At 71.0% G+C, this 15972-nt stretch carries 15 protein-coding genes; 7 read left to right on the top strand and 8 right to left on the bottom strand.

Annotated elements, in window-relative coordinates; genetic code table 11:
- The first annotated feature begins 442 nt into the window (after positions 1–442).
- From AC529_RS12150 to AC529_RS12130, 5 genes are all read left to right on the top strand, one after another.
- A complete protein-coding gene (locus tag AC529_RS12150) occupies positions 443–2296 on the top strand; it encodes a 2-oxoacid:acceptor oxidoreductase subunit alpha (protein WP_068756673.1) in 1854 nt (617 codons plus the stop codon).
- Complete coding sequence (locus tag AC529_RS12145) at positions 2286–3344, top strand: 2-oxoacid:ferredoxin oxidoreductase subunit beta (RefSeq protein ID WP_068756671.1); 1059 nt, start codon at positions 2286–2288, stop codon at positions 3342–3344. The genes AC529_RS12150 and AC529_RS12145 overlap by 11 nt, the downstream gene beginning before the upstream one ends.
- A 122-nt stretch (positions 3345–3466) precedes the next feature.
- Positions 3467–4129 carry an NAD(P)H-binding protein gene (locus AC529_RS12140; protein ID WP_068756670.1) on the top strand — a complete coding sequence of 221 codons (663 nt, stop codon included), beginning with the start codon at positions 3467–3469 and terminating at the stop codon, positions 4127–4129.
- Positions 4130–4309: 180 nt separating this feature from the next.
- The gene (locus AC529_RS12135) at positions 4310–4831 is read left to right on the top strand and encodes a hypothetical protein (protein WP_068756668.1); all 522 of its coding nucleotides are present in this window, start codon (positions 4310–4312) and stop codon (positions 4829–4831) included.
- A gap of 103 nt (positions 4832–4934) precedes the next feature.
- Positions 4935–5489, top strand: coding sequence for a GNAT family N-acetyltransferase (locus tag AC529_RS12130; RefSeq protein ID WP_157080193.1), 555 nt, complete (start codon positions 4935–4937; stop codon positions 5487–5489).
- On the opposite strand, the gene AC529_RS20940 is transcribed toward AC529_RS12130, so the two are convergent.
- On the bottom strand, positions 5449–6165 hold the full coding sequence (locus AC529_RS20940; protein ID WP_068756666.1) for a GNAT family N-acetyltransferase: 717 nt from the start codon (positions 6163–6165) through the stop codon (positions 5449–5451). The two genes, AC529_RS12130 and AC529_RS20940, sit on opposite strands and share 41 nt — an antisense overlap.
- Before the next feature lie 150 nt (positions 6166–6315).
- Here AC529_RS20940 and AC529_RS12120 point away from each other — a divergent pair, with 150 nt between their 5' ends.
- Positions 6316–7071 (top strand): MerR family transcriptional regulator, encoded by a 756-nt coding sequence (locus AC529_RS12120; protein ID WP_068756664.1) that lies wholly within the window; start codon positions 6316–6318, stop codon positions 7069–7071.
- Between the two features lie 27 nt (positions 7072–7098).
- On the opposite strand, the gene AC529_RS12115 is transcribed toward AC529_RS12120, so the two are convergent.
- The 3 genes from AC529_RS12115 to msrA form a co-directional block, all read right to left on the bottom strand.
- Positions 7099–7659 (bottom strand): potassium channel family protein, encoded by a 561-nt coding sequence (locus AC529_RS12115; protein ID WP_068756662.1) that lies wholly within the window; start codon positions 7657–7659, stop codon positions 7099–7101.
- 382 nt (positions 7660–8041) lie between these two features.
- Positions 8042–8584 (bottom strand): NYN domain-containing protein, encoded by a 543-nt coding sequence (locus AC529_RS12110; protein WP_083948160.1) that lies wholly within the window; start codon positions 8582–8584, stop codon positions 8042–8044.
- 267 nt (positions 8585–8851) lie between these two features.
- Positions 8852–9520, bottom strand: a complete 669-nt coding sequence (msrA, locus tag AC529_RS12105) for a peptide-methionine (S)-S-oxide reductase MsrA (protein ID WP_068756658.1) — start codon at positions 9518–9520, stop codon at positions 8852–8854.
- A 95-nt stretch (positions 9521–9615) separates the two neighbouring features.
- On the opposite strand from msrA, the gene rarD reads away from it, so the two are divergent.
- Positions 9616–10557: an EamA family transporter RarD gene (rarD, locus tag AC529_RS12100; protein WP_068756655.1), complete on the top strand. Its 942-nt coding sequence runs from the start codon at positions 9616–9618 to the stop codon at positions 10555–10557.
- A 67-nt stretch (positions 10558–10624) separates the two neighbouring features.
- Here rarD and AC529_RS12095 read toward each other — a convergent pair whose 3' ends face one another.
- From AC529_RS12095 to AC529_RS12080, 4 genes are all read right to left on the bottom strand, one after another.
- Entirely contained in the window at positions 10625–11452 is an 828-nt protein-coding gene (locus AC529_RS12095) for a YsnF/AvaK domain-containing protein (protein WP_068756654.1), read from the bottom strand.
- A 174-nt stretch (positions 11453–11626) separates the two neighbouring features.
- Positions 11627–12631: a polyprenyl synthetase family protein gene (locus AC529_RS12090; protein ID WP_068756652.1), complete on the bottom strand. Its 1005-nt coding sequence runs from the start codon at positions 12629–12631 to the stop codon at positions 11627–11629.
- Positions 12632–12768: 137 nt separating this feature from the next.
- Positions 12769–14406 (bottom strand): NADH-quinone oxidoreductase subunit NuoN, encoded by a 1638-nt coding sequence (gene nuoN / locus AC529_RS12085; RefSeq protein WP_068756650.1) that lies wholly within the window; start codon positions 14404–14406, stop codon positions 12769–12771.
- Positions 14403–15968 (bottom strand): NADH-quinone oxidoreductase subunit M, encoded by a 1566-nt coding sequence (locus AC529_RS12080; protein WP_068756648.1) that lies wholly within the window; start codon positions 15966–15968, stop codon positions 14403–14405. Before AC529_RS12080 ends, nuoN begins: the two co-directional genes overlap by 4 nt.
- Positions 15969–15972 lie beyond the last annotated feature (4 nt).

Raw genomic sequence — 15972 nt, 5'->3', positions numbered from 1 at the left:
GGCCCGTATCACCCCACCCCACCCCCAGGCCCGCAAACTATGATCATCTATAGTTTGCCTGTGACCTTCACTACTCACCGCTCCAGTAGCGGGTGCGCCCTGGCTCGGCGGTGGCACGTGGACCTGCTCCGCATCAACGGCGGTCTGTGTCGCTCCTGACGCCGGGGGCGCTTCCGGGAGGGCGATTGCTCCCACCTGGTCCAATGTCCCCAGCCAACCCTGTGACGTGTCCCTGTCCCGGGTGCGCGTAGGCTTCTTCCCCGGAGCTTGGAGGCGAGTGCGGCCACTGAAGGGCCGCCGACCGCCGCACCGGGGTGGCACCACCGCCCTGGGACAGCGACCCAGCCGTGACGAACCAGCCACCCCTCGCCACGGTGAGACTGAGGTAACCCCAAGCCGCCGCGTCCGGCGCGGCGACTTCTTTAGGAGGTCGGCGATCTCAGTGCCCAAAGAGATCCAACAACTCGACCGTGTCATCATCCGCTTCGCCGGGGACTCCGGCGACGGCATGCAGTTGACCGGTGACCGGTTCACCCAGGAGACCGCGTCGTTCGGCAACGACCTGTCCACCCTGCCGAACTTCCCGGCGGAGATCCGCGCTCCGGCCGGCACGCTGCCCGGCGTGTCCAGCTTCCAGTTGCACTTCGCCGACCACGACATCATGACCCCCGGCGACGCGCCCAACGTGCTGGTCGCGATGAACCCGGCCGCGCTGAAGGCGAACCTGGAGGACCTGCCCAAGGGTGCGACCGTCATCGTCAACACCGACGAGTTCACCAAGCGCGCCCTGGCCAAGGTCGGCTACTCGGCCAACCCGCTGGAGGACGGTTCGCTGGCCGACTACAAGGTCAGCCCGGTGCCGTTGACCTCGCTGACGGTCAAGGCGCTGGAGTCCTTCGACATCTCCAAGAAGGACGCCGAGCGCGCCAAGAACATGTTCGCGCTGGGCCTGCTCTCGTGGATGTACAACCGTCCCACCGAGGGCACGGTGAAGTTCCTGGAGACCAAGTTCGCCAAGAAGCCCGAGATCATGAAGGCCAACATCGCGGCCTTCAAGGCGGGCTGGAACTTCGGCGAGACCACCGAGGACTTCGCGGTCTCCTACGAGGTCAAGCCGGCCGCGCTGCCCGCGGGCCGCTACCGCAACATCACCGGCAACCTGGCCCTGTCCTACGGGTTGATCGCCGCCTCGAAGCTGAGCGGACTGCCGCTGTTCCTCGGCTCCTACCCGATCACCCCGGCCTCCGACATCCTGCACGAGCTGTCCAAGCACAAGCGGTTCGGCGTGCGCACGTTCCAGGCCGAGGACGAGATCGCGGGCGTGGGTGCGGCGCTGGGCGCCTCCTTCGGCGGCGCGCTGGGCGTGACCACCACCTCGGGTCCGGGCATGGCGCTGAAGGCCGAGACCATCGGCCTCGCGGTGATGACCGAGCTGCCGCTGGTCGTCATCGACGTGCAGCGGGGCGGGCCGTCCACCGGCCTGCCGACCAAGACCGAGCAGGCCGACCTGCTGATGGCGATGTTCGGCCGCAACGGCGAGTCGCCGCTGCCGGTGCTGGCCCCGCGCTCCCCCTCCGACTGCTTCGCGATCGCGATCGAGGCCGCACGGATCGCCACCAAGTACCGCACCCCGGTGATCGTGCTCTCCGACGGCTACCTGGCCAACGGGTCGGAGCCGTGGCGCATCCCCGACCTCTCCGAGCTGCCGGACCTGTCCGTGGAGTTCACGACCGGCCCCAACGGGGAGAACGGGGAGTTCCTGCCCTACCTGCGCGACCCCGAGACCCTGGCCCGCCCCTGGGCGGTGCCGGGCACCCCCGGCCTGGAGCACCGCGTCGGCGGCATCGAGAAGAGCGACCGGACGGGCGAGATCTCCTACTCCCCGGCCAACCACGACCTGATGGTGCGCACCCGTCAGGCCAAGGTCGACAACATCGCGCGCGACATCGAGCCGCTGGAGGTGGACGACCCCACCGGCGACGCCCGGGTGCTGGCGCTGGGCTGGGGCGGCACCTACGGGTCGATCGCCACCGCCGTGCGCCAGGTCCGCCGCTCCGGGGCGAAGGTGGCCCACGCCCACCTGCGCCACCTCAACCCCTTCCCGGCCAACCTGGAAGAGGTGCTCGGCCGCTACGAGCGGGTCGTGGTTCCCGAGATCAACATGGGCCAGTTGGCCCTGCTGCTGCGCGGCAGGTTCCTGGTCGACGTCATCAGCTACACCAAGGTGCGTGGCCTGCCGTTCAAGTCCGAGGAGCTGGCAGGAGTGCTGCAGGAGGTCATCGACCGTGCCGAGTGAGAACAACGGGGCCGCGTTCCGCGGTCTGAGCCTGGTGCCGCGCAGCGACACCGCCTACAAGATGAAGGACTTCAAGTCCGACCAGGAAGTGCGGTGGTGCCCGGGCTGCGGCGACTACGCCATCCTCTCCGCCTTCCAGGGCTTCCTGCCCGAGCTGGGGGTGCCGCGGGAGAACATCGTGGTCATCTCCGGCATCGGCTGCTCGTCCCGCTTCCCGTACTACCTGTCCACCTACGGCATGCACTCGATCCACGGGCGTGCCCCGGCCATCGCCACCGGGCTGGCCGCCTCGCGCCCGGACCTGAGCGTGTGGGTGGTCACCGGGGACGGCGACGCCCTGTCGATCGGCGGCAACCACCTGATCCACGCGCTGCGCCGCAACATCAACATCAACATCCTGATGTTCAACAACAGGATCTACGGGTTGACCAAGGGCCAGTACTCGCCCACCTCCGAGGCGGGCAAGATCACCAAGTCCTCGCCGATGGGCTCGCTGGACAACCCCTTCAACCCGGTGTCGCTGGCGCTGGGCGCCGGGGCGACGTTCGTGGCGCGCACCGTGGACTCCGACCGCAAGCACCTGACCGAGGTGCTGCGGGCCGCCGCCGACCACCCGGGCGCCTCGTTCGTGGAGATCTACCAGAACTGCCCGATCTTCAACGACGACGCGTTCGCCCTGGTCAAGGACCCGGCGGAGCGGGACACGCGGGTGCTGCGCCTGGAGCACGGCCAGCCCTTGAAGATCGGCGAGGACCGGGGCGTGGTCCTCGGCGACTACGGTGAGCTGACCGTCGTCGACCTCGCCGAGACGGACGAGGAGCGCCTGGTGGTGCACGACGCCCACCGCGCCGACCCGGCGTACGCCTTCGCGCTGTCGCGGCTGGACGAGCCCGCGTTCGCGCACGTGCCCATCGGCGTGTTCCGCGACGTGGAGGCGCCCACCTACGACGCGGCCATGACCGAGCAGATCGAGCAGGCCAAGGCGCAGCAGGGTGAGGGCGACCTCGCCGAGCTGCTCGCCGGGAACGACACCTGGACCATCGGCTAGCCGCGGGTCCGGTACCGAACGCAGCGGGCGCGCGCCCCACGGGGTGCGCGCCCGTCCGCGTCCGCGGCCGCTCCCGGGTGTCCCCGACCGGTGCCGCGGAGGGGGGTACTAGCCTTTCGGCCATGCGTATCGTCATCGCCGGAGGACACGGCAAGATCGCCCTGCGACTGGAACGGCTGCTGGCCGAGCGCGGCGACACTCCCGTGGGTCTCATCCGCAATCCCGACCACGCCGACGACCTGCGCGCGGTCGGCGCCGAACCGGTGGTCGTCGACCTGGAAGCCACGACCGTCACCCAACTGGCCGAGAAGGTGATGGGCGCGGACGCGGTGGTGTTCGCCGCGGGCGCCGGTCCCGGCAGCGGGGCCGCCCGCAAGGAGACCGTGGACCGCGCCGCAGCGGTCCTCACCGCCGACGCGGCCTCGCTGGTGGGAGCGCGGCGCTTCCTCATGATCTCGGCGATCGGGGTGGACGAGGGGCCCGCTCCCGACGCCGACCCGGTGTGGGCGGCCTACGTCAACGCCAAGAAGGCCGCGGACGACGACCTGCGGGGCCGCAGCGAGCAACTGGACTGGACGATCCTGCGGCCGGGACGGCTGACCGACGAACCGGGAACCGGAAGGGTCCGGCTCGCGCCCAAGGTGGAGCGGGGGCCGGTCTCCCGGGACGACGTGGCCGCGGTGCTGGCAGCCCTGCTGGACGCCCCGGCCACCGTCGGACAGGTGCTGGAGCTGGTCGGCGGGGACACGCCGATCAGCGACGCGGTGGCCGCGGTAGGCCGTTGACCAGCGGCACGGGCCGGCGTCGGGAACGCCGGCCCGTGCGAACCCTTCGGCTCCTCTGTGGCTCTCAGAGGGGCAAAGGGGGCATCATGGTGGAGATGGCCCTCGGGTCTTCTCCGCGACAGGCGCGGATGACAGCAGCGCTCGACAGCGCTCGTCAAGGGCAGATGGGTACGGTTACAGATGAGCGTCACACAGGTCGTGAGGGACAGCACCGTCGTCGAGCACGCCAAGGTCGCGGCACAGCAGAAGCGGCGCATGTTCGTGGTGCAACTGCGCGTCAACACCTACGACGAGCCCTCAAGCAGCGTCCGCCCGGGACTCACCCGCATTCTCGAAGGCATCGAGGAGGCCGGTTGGCGTCTGGAGCAGATCTCCTACAGCCAGGACGGCAACGGCGAGCCCGCCCAACTGTGCATCTTCCGGCCCGCCCCCGCCGACGCGTCGGAGAAGGCCGAGGAGAGCAAGGCCGAGGCGGAGCAGCCGAAGCAGCCGCAGCAACCGCAGCAGCCCACCGGCCAGCAGCAGCCCTACCAGCAGCAGGACCCCTACGCCAACTACCAGTACCAGCAGGGGCAGCAGTACGACCCGCAGCAGGGCTACGGCCAGCAGCCCTACCCCGGCTACGGCCCCCAGCCGGGCTACGGCCAGCAGTACCCGGGCTACGGCCAGCAGTACCCGGGCTACGGCCAGCAGCAGTGGTGACGTCCGCGGGCGGGGCGGGGACCGGAGTACCGGCTCCCGCCCCGCCCTGTTCCGGACCGGGCCGCCGCGCCCGGTCCCGGCGGTGACGGAGGAGGGAGCCCTGGTGTCCGGCCCCGTCCTGCGTCCGGCGGCGGCCGAGGACGGTCCCGTGCTGGCCCGGATCGACGCCGAGACCTGGTCGCCTGCGGTCACCCCGGCTCCCCGCTTCTCCCCCGACCGCCCGTTCTTCGCCTCCGCCTCCCCCGCCGACGTGCTGGTCGCCGAACTCGACGGGCGTGTGGCGGGCTACGCGCGGGTGACGCCGTACCTTCCGCTGCCCAGCGCCGCCCACGTGCAGCAGCTCGCCGCGCTGGCCGTGGCCCCGGCGGCCCAGCGGCGCGGCGTGGGCCGCGCGCTGCTGGCCGGAGCCCGCGACCTGGCGGTGCGGCGCGGCGCCCGCGTCCTGCTGCTGCGCGTGCTGTCCAGCAATCCGGGGGCGATCGCGCTGTACCGCTCGGTCGGCTACCGGGTGGAGGGGGTGCTGCGGGGGGTGTTCCGCCTCGACGGGGAGTACGTGGACGACGTGCTGATGGCGCTGGACCTGACCGTCCCGGACGGGCAGGGCGCGGACGGGGCCGTCAGCCCCACAGGTGCCAGCGGGCCTGGGACACCTCGGTGAAGCCCAGGGAGCGGAAGAGCGGCGCTCCCGCCTCGGTGGTGGCCAGCACGGCGCGGCGGTCGGCGTGGTCGGCCAGCGCCCGGGCCGCCAGCAGCCGGGCGATTCCCCGCCCCCGCTGCTCGGGAAGGACGGCCAGGGCGTGGAGGCCCACCGTGGCGCCGTCGTCGTAGGTGCAGCAGGCCGCCGCGGGGACGCCCTGCCTGCGGGCCAGCCACACCCGCAGCCCGGCAACGGTGGGGGCGTGCGGCGGGAGGAGCCGTCCGGGGGCGCACGGCCACGGGAGCAGGCGGGGGAAGCCGTAGGCGATGACCTGCTCGGCCGCTTCCAGGCCCGCCCGGTCCGTCACCCGCGTGACCTCCAGGTCGGCCTTGCACGGCGGGGGCGGAACCGCTCCGGGCGGCCGGGCCATGACCGGCATGCGCACCGTGGCGACTCCGGCGCTCCCCGGCGCGGGCAGCGTGCCGAAGGGGTCCTCGACGATCCCGGCCGCCGCGGCGAGGTACCCGGCTGCCGCCGCGGGCAGCCGCCGCAGGGGGCGGCGGGCGACGATCCGGAACCGGTCCAGGGGGACCTCCCGCAGCACCACCAGGTCGGGGCTGTCGTGGCGGACCTCGGTGTGGACGGTTCCCAGTCCGATGCGTCCGGAGGCGGCGTTGGCCGCGTAGCTTTCCGGCATTGCCCGTCTCCGTGGTGGAACCGATCTGCCCTCCGCAGCCTAGCCTGCACCCGGGGCAAGAAGTCCGGGGAGGGCGGACGTGCGGCGGTCTCCCCGTGAACCTGACGCGGCGCCAGGTTCTAGCGTCGTTCCCCCGAAGGAGGAGAGCTGATGCGTGAGCGCGGCGGACGGTTCTGGAAGGTCGGCGAGCTGGCCCGGCCCACCGGGCTGACCGTGCGGGCGTTGCACCACTACGAGCACGTGGGGGTGCTGCGGCCGGCCTGCCGCACCTCGGCGGGGCACCGGCTCTACGACGAGGCCGGTGTGCGGCGGCTCTACCAGGTGGTGGCGCTGCGCGAGCTGGGCCTGCCGCTGGAGGCGATCGGGACGGTGCTGTCCGGCCAGGTCGACCTGGCCGACCTGCTGGACGACCACCTGGCGCACGTGGAGCGGCAACTGGACGCGCTCCGGTCGCTGCGGCGCCGGCTCACCGGGCTGGCGGCCACCGCCCGCTCGGCACGCGGGCTGGACCCCGACGACCTCTTCGGGCTGATGGAGGAGGTGGCCGAGTTGGAGGAGACCATCCGCGCCTACTACACCGACGAGCAGATCGCCTACCTGGAGCGGCGCCGCCGGGAACTCGGCGAGGAGGTGATCGCCTCGGTCGAGGCCGAGTGGCCGCGGCTCATCGAGCAGGTGCGGGCCGAGACGGAGGCGGGCACCGACCCGGCCGACCCCAGGGTGCGGACGCCGGCCGCGCGCTGGACGGAGCTGGTGGAGATGTTCCACGGCGGCGACGAGGGGGTCCGCGACGCGTTGTACCGGAGGTACCGGGACAGAGGCGGGGCCATCGCCGCGCAGCAGTGCGGCCCGACGGCCGCGATGACGGCCTACGTCCAGCGGGCGGTCGACGCGTCGGCGTCCTGACCCGGGCGGGTGCTTCGCGTCGGCCGGTCAGGCGGGCGGGGGCGGCCCGTCGGCGTCCCGGGTCTGCCGTACGCTTCTGGCCGCGCTGAACAGCAGCCGCAGCACACCGCCCAGCACCACCAGGTTGAGCAGCATCTGCACCATGACGAAGGCGCGGGCCGTCGCCGTCAGCGGGACGATGTCGCCGAAGCCGACCGTGGTGAACACGGTGACCGTGAAGTAGAGGGCGTCCAGTCTGCTGAGCGGTTCGGAGAAGGCGTCGGGGGCCACGAAGGACTGTAGGTGGTAGACGGTCGCGAAGACGGTCAGGAACAGCGGGACCACGAAGCCGACCGCCGCCGCGCCCCGGATCCCGGGGAAGCGCGCCCGGGAGATGGAGTACACCTGCCAGAGCACGACGACGGCGAAGACCGCGAGCATCGCGGTCAGGCGCAGCAGCGGCGCGGCGGCGCCGCGCTGCGGGTCGACGGGCACGACGGCGTAGGCGGTCAGCAGGGCCGTGTCGGCGGCGAGGACGCCCAGCGCGGCCCGGCTGGCGGCGGCCGCCCGCTGGCGGAGCAGCAGGGGGTCCAGGTCTGCGGAGTTCACCCGGCCTCCCCGTTCCGGGGAGCCGTCCCCGGGCGCGGCGCCCTCCGCAGCGGCGGCCGGGACGGGACGGACAGGCGGCTCATACCCCCGAGTGAACCACCGGGCTCCCGGAGTGTCCGGGAGGCCGCGGCGCGCGTGTCGGAACACCCGGGAGGCGCGGGGCCGACGGCGGCCACCGGGGGTGTGCCGCTGGGCCGTCCTCGTCCACGGACGCCAGCGGCGCGCGGCTGCGCACCCGACCAGCTGTTTCCTGTCGGACGGGCGGGAGGCCGCTGCGGGGCCGTGCCCACACTCTGGGAGTGAACAGGAACCAGCTTCCACAGGCACCGGCTGGAAAGAACGAGCCTTCCCCCAGGGCCCTCCCGCTTCCCAGCCTGCGACCTCACGCCTTGGAATAATCCGTTACGTCTTTGACCTGCTGGTATACCTGTTCATCCAACCAGTGGCACCACAGGTTCTTCTGGCGTATCGCCAAGCGTCGGTTGTGCATTCCAGAACCGCTCCAAGCCGCCACCTCAACTCGCGGCTTACCCCCGTTACCGCGGCCGAACTCGACCACTGCTTCAAGAGCAGGCTTCAGGTCGGTATCGGTCGACATCAGGATTCCCACGTCATAGCGTCCCTGGATCGCCAAGGCCACGAAGTCGATGGCCAGAGCTACATCGATGCCCTTCTCCTGGGGTTTCTCCCCGGGCTGGGACTGATGAGGCCAACCGTACGGGTACCTCAACGCCCGAGTGATCACTGTGACCCGGGAACTCTGTTGCCAGACGTCGATCTGCCGCGTACACGCGGCATAACCCTTGGGGTCATGGCTGGCATCTGGCCTTCCTCTATACACCCGGACTTCTTCGAGCTCACGCTCGTAAGGGCTGGAGGCAATCAGATACTCACCAAGGAGCAGCGGAGAGATCTGACCGCTCATGTCATGTGGGGTGCGTGGAGATCATGGAAGCACGTGCGCGCACCCTTGTAGATGTTCTGGTAGTCCAAGAAGAGGACGACACGTTCGGCCACGATAGGGGGCTCCGATGAATAATCCCCGCCAGTCCAGGTACCCCAGGACGGCGGGGAGCAGTACCTACTGTATAGATGCCAGCGGCACGAAAGGTCAAGCCGGACCTGAACAAAGATACCCAAACAAAGGAAAGTTTTTACCCTCCGGCGCGACGCCGCCGCCCGGCTTCCCGGCTCAGCTGTCGGCGGGTGCGACGCCCACCGGGCAGGTCGCTCCGGTGCCGCCCACGCCGCAGTAGCCGTTGGGGTTCTTGGCCTCCGACAGGTACTGCTGGTGGTAGGGCTCGGCGAAGTAGAACGGGGTGGCCGGGACGATCTCGGTGGTGATGGGGCCGTAGCCCATCCGGGTCAGGACCGGCTGGAAGGCGTCGCGGCTGGCCTCGGCGGCGGCGCGCTGCGCGTCGTCGTGGCAGAGGATCATCGAGCGGTACTGGGTGCCGACGTCGTTGCCCTGGCGCATGCCCTGGGTGGGGTCGTGGTTCTCCCAGAAGACCTTGAGCAGGTCGGTGTAGGAGATGCGGTCGGGGTCGAAGACCACCCGCACGGCCTCGGTGTGGCCGGTCAGCCCGGTGCACACCTCCTCGTAGGTGGGGTTGGGGGTGTAGCCGCCCGCGTAGCCGACGGCCGTGGTGATGATGCCGTTCTCGGCGCCCAGCCGCCAGAAGGTGCGCTCCACGCCCCAGAAGCAGCCCATGCCGAACTCGGCGATCTGGGCGCCCTCGGGATAGGGCGGGGTCAGCGGGGTGCCCAGGACCTCGTGGCGTTCGGGGACCGGCATCGGGGTGTCGCGGCCGGGCAGGGCGTCGGCCCGGTCGACCATCGTCGTCTTCGTGAAGCCGAACATGACTTCAGGCTATCCGCGCTGTCCAATCTCCCGGGGCCGCGCCACTGGGCATGCGCCTCCACGGGGCCCAGACTCCTTCTCATAGTCTGACCCCTGTGTCCGAACTCAACAAAGGCATGCTCTACGGCACGAGCGCGTACTTCTTATGGGGCTTCCTGCCCCTCTACTGGCCCCTGATCAGCCCGCCGTCCAGCCCTTTTGAGGTCCTCCTTCATCGGATGATCTGGTCATTGGCTGTCACCCTGGTGGCGCTGCTGGTCCAGCGGAACTGGGGGTGGATCCGCGAGGTGCTGCGCAGCCCCAAGCGGCTGCTGCTGCTCGTCCTCTCGGCCGGGGTGATCTCCGCGAACTGGGGCGTCTTCATCGTCGCGGTGACCACCGGGCACACCCTGCAATCCGCGCTCGCCTACTTCATCAACCCGCTGGTGAGCGTGGCGCTGGGCACGCTGATCTTCCGGGAGCGGCTGCGCTCGGCGCAGTGGGCGGCGGTCGCCCTCGGCACGGTCGCCGTGGTGGTGCTGACCGTGGACTACGGCTCCCCACCGGGGCTGGCCCTGGCCCTGGCCTTCTCCTTCGCCGCCTACGGCGTGTTGAAGAAGTTCGTACGGCTGGACGGGGTGGAGAGCCTGACCGCCGAGACCGCGGTCACGTTCCTGCCCGCGCTGGGCGTCGTGCTCTTCCTGGAGTCCTCGGGGGCCGGCACCTTCGCCTCGGTCTCCCCCGTGCACTCGCTGCTGCTGGTCGGCAGCGGGGTGGTCACCGCGGTGCCCCTGATGCTGTTCGGCGCGGCGGCCCACCGCATCCCGCTCACCATGCTGGGGCTGTTGCAGTTCATCGCGCCGGTGATGCACTTCCTCATCGCGTGGCTGATCTTCCGGGAGGAGCTGTCGACCGGCCGGTGGATCGGGTTCGCCCTGGTGTGGGCGGCGCTGACGGTGTTCGTCGTGGACATGCTCCGCCAGGCCCGCCGCTCCGCCCGTGCGGCCGCGCAGCCCGAATCCGGGACGGAGCCCCGGGCCGTGGCCGGGGCGGACTGAGGACGCGCGGGAGGGCGGCCCGCCGGTGGGACCGGACCGCCCTCCCCGTGTGGACCGCTGGGCCGCCTCAGCGCTCGCGGCGCCTGCCGGACCGCTTGTCCTCCTCGTCGATCTCGATGTGCTCCTTGCGGAGCTCGCCGGTCACCCTTTCGGTGTCGGTGACCTCCTCCTTGGAGATGCGCACCCGCTCCACGGGCACCTCCTCCTTGCCGACCACCGCGTGCTCCTCGTGCAGGACGATCTCCTCCTCCTGCTCGCCCATCCGGCTCCTGCCCGAGGTCGGCTCCTCGCCGGTCACCGGCTCGCGTTCGATGCGCAGCTCCTCCCGGCGCACGGAGACGTCCTGCTCGAACGGCTCGCTCTCCACGGTCTTGTGTATGCGGGCCCGGCCGGACTCGGTGCGCTCGACGCCTATCCTGGCCTGCTCCTCGGAGCGGGTCATGAACGCCTCCCCGCCCCGGCCGGACGCCTCCTCGGGCGACCGCTCCCCGGCGCCGCGCTCCTCTCTGCGCGTGCGCTCCTCCCTGCGGGCGCGCTCCTCTGCGGAGACCTCCTCGGCCTGGCCGCGCGGTCCGGGGACCTTGGGCTGCACGCCGTAGTGGCGGTAGAGCTGGGCCTCCTGCTCGGGCGAGAGGTGGCCGCCGGCCTCGAAGCGGGGCGAGTCCTTGATCAGGCTCTTGGAGAAGGGGACGCGCAGGTCCTCGTCGGTGATCTCGGCTCCGGCCAGCGGAACGAAGCTTTCCTGGGAGCCGAACATGCCGGTCTGGACCGTCACCCATGTCGGCTGGTGGGTCTGGTCGTCCCGGTAGACCTGGCCGATCCTGCCGACGCTGTGGCCGTCCTGGTCGATCAGCTTGTGCCCGATCAGCTCCTGGATTCCCAGCCGGGGTGCCATGCGAATCAACTCCCTTGGTCCGTGCCGCCTCAGACGGCTGCTCGCCGCGCTGCCTGACCGGCATCGCGGCAGTTCAGGGAGTCGGCTACCCGGTCGGCCGCGGGGTGACCCGCGACATGACCCGACATATACCCAGAAAAGGGCGGGGCGTGACCGGGCACGGCCCCGCCGGGGTCAGCCGTTGCGCTCCACGACGTAGTCGCACAGCGCCAGGAAGGCGCTCCGGGCCGGGCAGTCCGGGAGGGTGAGCAGCTCCGCCCGCGCCCGGTCCGCCCAGGAGTGCAGGTCGTCCTCGGCGGCCTTCATCGCCGGGTGCGCCCGCAGCAGGGCCAGCGCCTCGGCGGTCTCGTCGTCGTCCAGCGGACGGCCCAGCAGGGAGCGCAGCCGGGCGTGCTCGGGCTCGGTGCCCTGAAGCGCGTACAGCATCGGCAGGGTCAGCACCCCCTCGCGCAGGTCGGTGCCGGGGGTCTTGCCGGACTGCACGGTCTCGCTGGCCACGTCCAGGAGGTCGTCGGAGAGCTGGAAGGCCATGCCCAGGGCGTCGCCGGCCCGGGTGAGCGTCTCGATCACCTCGGGGTCGGCCTTGCCGAACATCGCGCCGAACCGGGCCGAGGAGGCGATCAGCGACGCCGTCTTGTCCGCGATGACGTCGAGGTAGTGCTTCATCGGGTCGACGCCCGGGCGCGGCCCCGCGGTCTCCATGATCTGGCCTCGCACCAGGCGGCCGAAGGTCTGCGCTTGCAGGCGGACCGCCTCGGTGCCCAGGTCGGCGAGGATCTCCGAGGCGCGGGCGAACACGTAGTCGCCGGTGAGGATCGCGATCGTGTTCCCCCAGCGCCGGTTGGCGCTGGGACGGCCCCGGCGCAGCTCGGCCTCGTCCATCACGTCGTCGTGGTAGAGGGTGGCCACGTGCGTCAGTTCGACCACCGCCGCGGCCGGGACGAGGTCGGGGTTGCTCGCGTCGCCGAAGCGGGCGGACAGCAGAACCAGGATGGCGCGGAGCCGCTTGCCCCCGGCTGCCAGCAGGTGCGCGGCGGCCTCGTTCAGCAGCGGGTCGCTCTCCTCCACCGTGTCCCGGAGCAGTTGCTCCACCTGCTCCAGCTCGGCCTGGATCTCCCCGGCGAGCGCCTTGTCAATACTCGGCAGCGTCAGAAACCCGCTCGGGACAGCACCGCTCACCTGAAGCTCCACCTGTCAGCAGGGCGCGCGATACTTCGCTTCGCGAAGTACCGCGCGCTCTCGAAACGAACACAGACTGATTCAGAAGTTATCCGACACAGAGTCAACGACCAAAGCGGGTGTCGGTTTCCTCCTGGTCACCGCATGAAGAGGGCTTCAGGAACGGTGCCCTCCGCAGCGGTCGTCTCCTCCGGCTGCGGGACCAGGTTGTCCAGCACCGGGCCGGGGAAGACGCCCAGGAGCAGGGTAGCCGCAACGCCCACGCCGACGACGGTGCCGGTGAGGGCGCCCGGGCGGAGCACCCGGGGCGCGTTCTCGGCGGGCTCGGCGAAGAACATCAGCACGATGATGCGCACGTAGAAGAACGCGGTCACCGCGCTGCTGAGCACGCCGACGACCACCAGCGGGGTCGCCCCGGCCGCCACCGCCGCCTCGAACACGGCGAACTTGCCGATGAAGCCGCTGGTCAGCGGGATTCCGGCGAAGGCGAGCAGGAACAGGCCCAGCGAAGCGGCCAGGAGCGGGGAGGTGCGTCCCAGCCCCGCCCACTGCGTCAGGTCGCCCGCCTCGGCGCCGCCCTCGGGGTTGCGCACCAGGGTGACGACCGCGAACGCGCCGACGGTGGTGAAGCCGTAGGCGGCCAGGTAGAACATGGCCCCGGCCAGGCCGTCGGCGCTGGCCGCCACGACCGCGGTGAGGATGAAGCCCGCGTGGACCACCGAGGAGTAGGCCAGCAGCCGCTTGATGTCGCGCTGGGTCACCGCGATCACCGCGGCGACCACCATGGTCAGGATCGCCACGACCCACAGCATCGGCCGCCACTGCTCCACCGACGCGCCGAAGGCGACGTAGAACACCCGCAGCAGCGCGCCGAACGCGGCGACCAGGGTGCCGGAGGCCATGAGCGCGGTGACCGGGGTGGGCGCGCCCTGGTAGACGTCGGGCTTCCAGTTGTGGAAGGGCACCGTGCCCACCTTGAACAGCAGGCCCACGCCGACCAGGGCGATGCCGGCGAGCAGCAGCGGGCCGCCGCCCTCGATCAGGCCGCCCTCGCTGCCCGCGCGGTTGATGTCGGCGAAGTTCACCGAGCCCGCGTAGCCGTACACCATGGCGATCCCGAACAGGAAGAACGCCGAGGAGAAGGCGCCCAGGATGAAGTACTTGAGCGCGGCCTCCTGGGAGAACAGGCGGCGGCGCCGGGCCAGGCCGCACAGCAGGTACAGCGGCAGGCTCATCACCTCGAGGGCGATGAACATGGTGAGGAAGTCGTTGGCCGCGGTGAACAGTTGCATGCCCAGCACCGCGAACATCACCAGCGGGTAGACCTCGGTGTGCCGGGTCCCGGCGAGGATGTGCGCGCGCTCCTCCTCGCTGCCGGGGACCGCGGCGGCCTGCGCGGTGAAGGCGCCCTCGCCGTCCCGGTCCTCGGCGATCAGCAGGAGGCTGACCAGCGCCAGCACCAGGATGACGCCCTGGAAGAACAGGGCGGGGCGGTCCACGACCAGGGTCGCGAAGGCCACCGTGAGGCCCGCGCCCTCCGCGGGCAGCGCGCCCACCTGCACCACGGTCAGCACGAAGGCCGCGCCGATGCCGAGCAGCGCCAGCACCAACTGGGTGATGCGGCGGCGCTGCGGGGACACGAACGCCTCGACGAGCACCCCGAGGACGCCGACCGCGAAGACCACCAGCAGCGGCGACAGCAGCCCGTAGTCGAGGTCGGGCGCCTGGGTGGTGACTGTCGGGGTCTGGGCCTCCGACAGGCTCAGCGGGATCATCCGTCTGCTCCTTCCTGGCCGCTGGCCTGGTCAACCCCCACCGCCGGAGCGGGGTCGCTGACGTCGATCTGCTGCATGGTCTGCTCCACCGCGGGGTTGATCACGTCCAGCAGCGGCTGGGGGAACACCCCGAAGAGGATGATCACGGCGACGAGCGGGGCCACCGCCCACAGCTCGCGGCCGGAGAGGTCCGAGACCCCGGCCAGCTTCTCCCGGACCGGTCCGGTCATGGTGCGCTGGTACAGCCACAGGATGTACAGGGCGGCCAGGACCACGCCGACGGTGGCGATGACCGCGGCCACCGGCAGGACCGTGAAGGTGCCGACGAACACCAGGAACTCGCTGACGAACGGGGAGAGCCCCGGCAGCGCCAGGCTGGACAGTCCGGCCACCAGGAAGGTGCCGGCGAGCACCGGGGCCGTCTTCTGCAAGCCGCCGTAGTCGGCGATCTGCGCGGACCCGTTGTTGCGGGCGATGAGGAAGCCCACGATGAGGAAGAGCGCGCCGGTGGAGAAGCCGTGGTTGACCATGTACAGCGCGGCGCCCGACTGGCCCTGCGAGGTCATCGCGAAGATGCCCAGCGTGATGAAGCCGAAGTGGGACACCGAGGTGTAGGCGACGAGCCGGAGCATGTCGCTCTGGCCGATCGCCACGATCGCGCCGTAGATGATGCTGACCAGGCTGAGCGCCACCACCGGCCAGACGAACCACTTGGCCGCCCCGGGGAACAGCTCCAGGCAGTACCGCAGCATGCCGTAGGTGCCGACCTTGTCGAGCACGCCCACCAGCAGCACGGCGGTGCCGGGCCGGGAGCTGCCCGCGGCGGTGGGCAGCCAGGTGTGCACCGGCCACATCGGGGCCTTGATGGCGAAGGCCACGAAGAATCCGAGGAACAGCCAGCGGGCCGCGGTGGTGTCCACCCCGGCGAGCAGGCCCTCGGGGCCGACCAGGTCGCTCCAGAGGAACGTGCCGTTGCCCGCCTGGGCGCTGTAGGCGTACACGCCGATCACCGAGACCAGCATGAGCAGGCCGCCCAGGAGGCTGTAGAGCAGGAACTTCACCGCGGCGCGGCGGCGGTCCTCGCCCCGGCCGTACCGCCCGATCATGAAGTAGACCGGGATCAGCATGGCCTCGAACAGGACGTAGAAGAGGAAGACGTCGGTGGCCGCGAAGACCCCGATCATCATCGCCTCGAGCAGCAGGATGAGGGCGAAGTAGCCCTTGCCGCCGTCGGCGGCCTCCTCGTGCTCCTTCCAGGCCGCCAGCACGACCAGCGGCACCAGGAGCACGGAGAGAGCGATCAGGGTCAGGGCGATGCCGTCGACGCCCACCGCGTAGTGCACGCCGAAGCGCGCGATCCACGGGTGGACCTCGGTGAACTGCATGCGGGGGCCGCCCGGGTCGAAGTTCAGCGCCATCGCGCCGACGACGGCGAGCACGACCAGGGTGCAGGCCAGGGTGACCCGCTTGGCGAGTTCCACCCGCTCGCGTGGGATGAGTGCCACGATCAGCGAGCCCAGTGCGGGCAGCGCGATCGCGAGTGTCAGCCAGGGGATGGTCATTGGT

Origin of the sequence: Thermobifida cellulosilytica TB100 (genome assembly GCF_001517975.1) — a bacterium.
Taxonomy (GTDB): Bacteria; Actinomycetota; Actinomycetes; order Streptosporangiales; family Streptosporangiaceae; genus Thermobifida; species Thermobifida cellulosilytica.
Note: the sequence above shows the minus strand (reverse complement) of the source record. Positions and strands in the feature narration are given on the sequence as shown.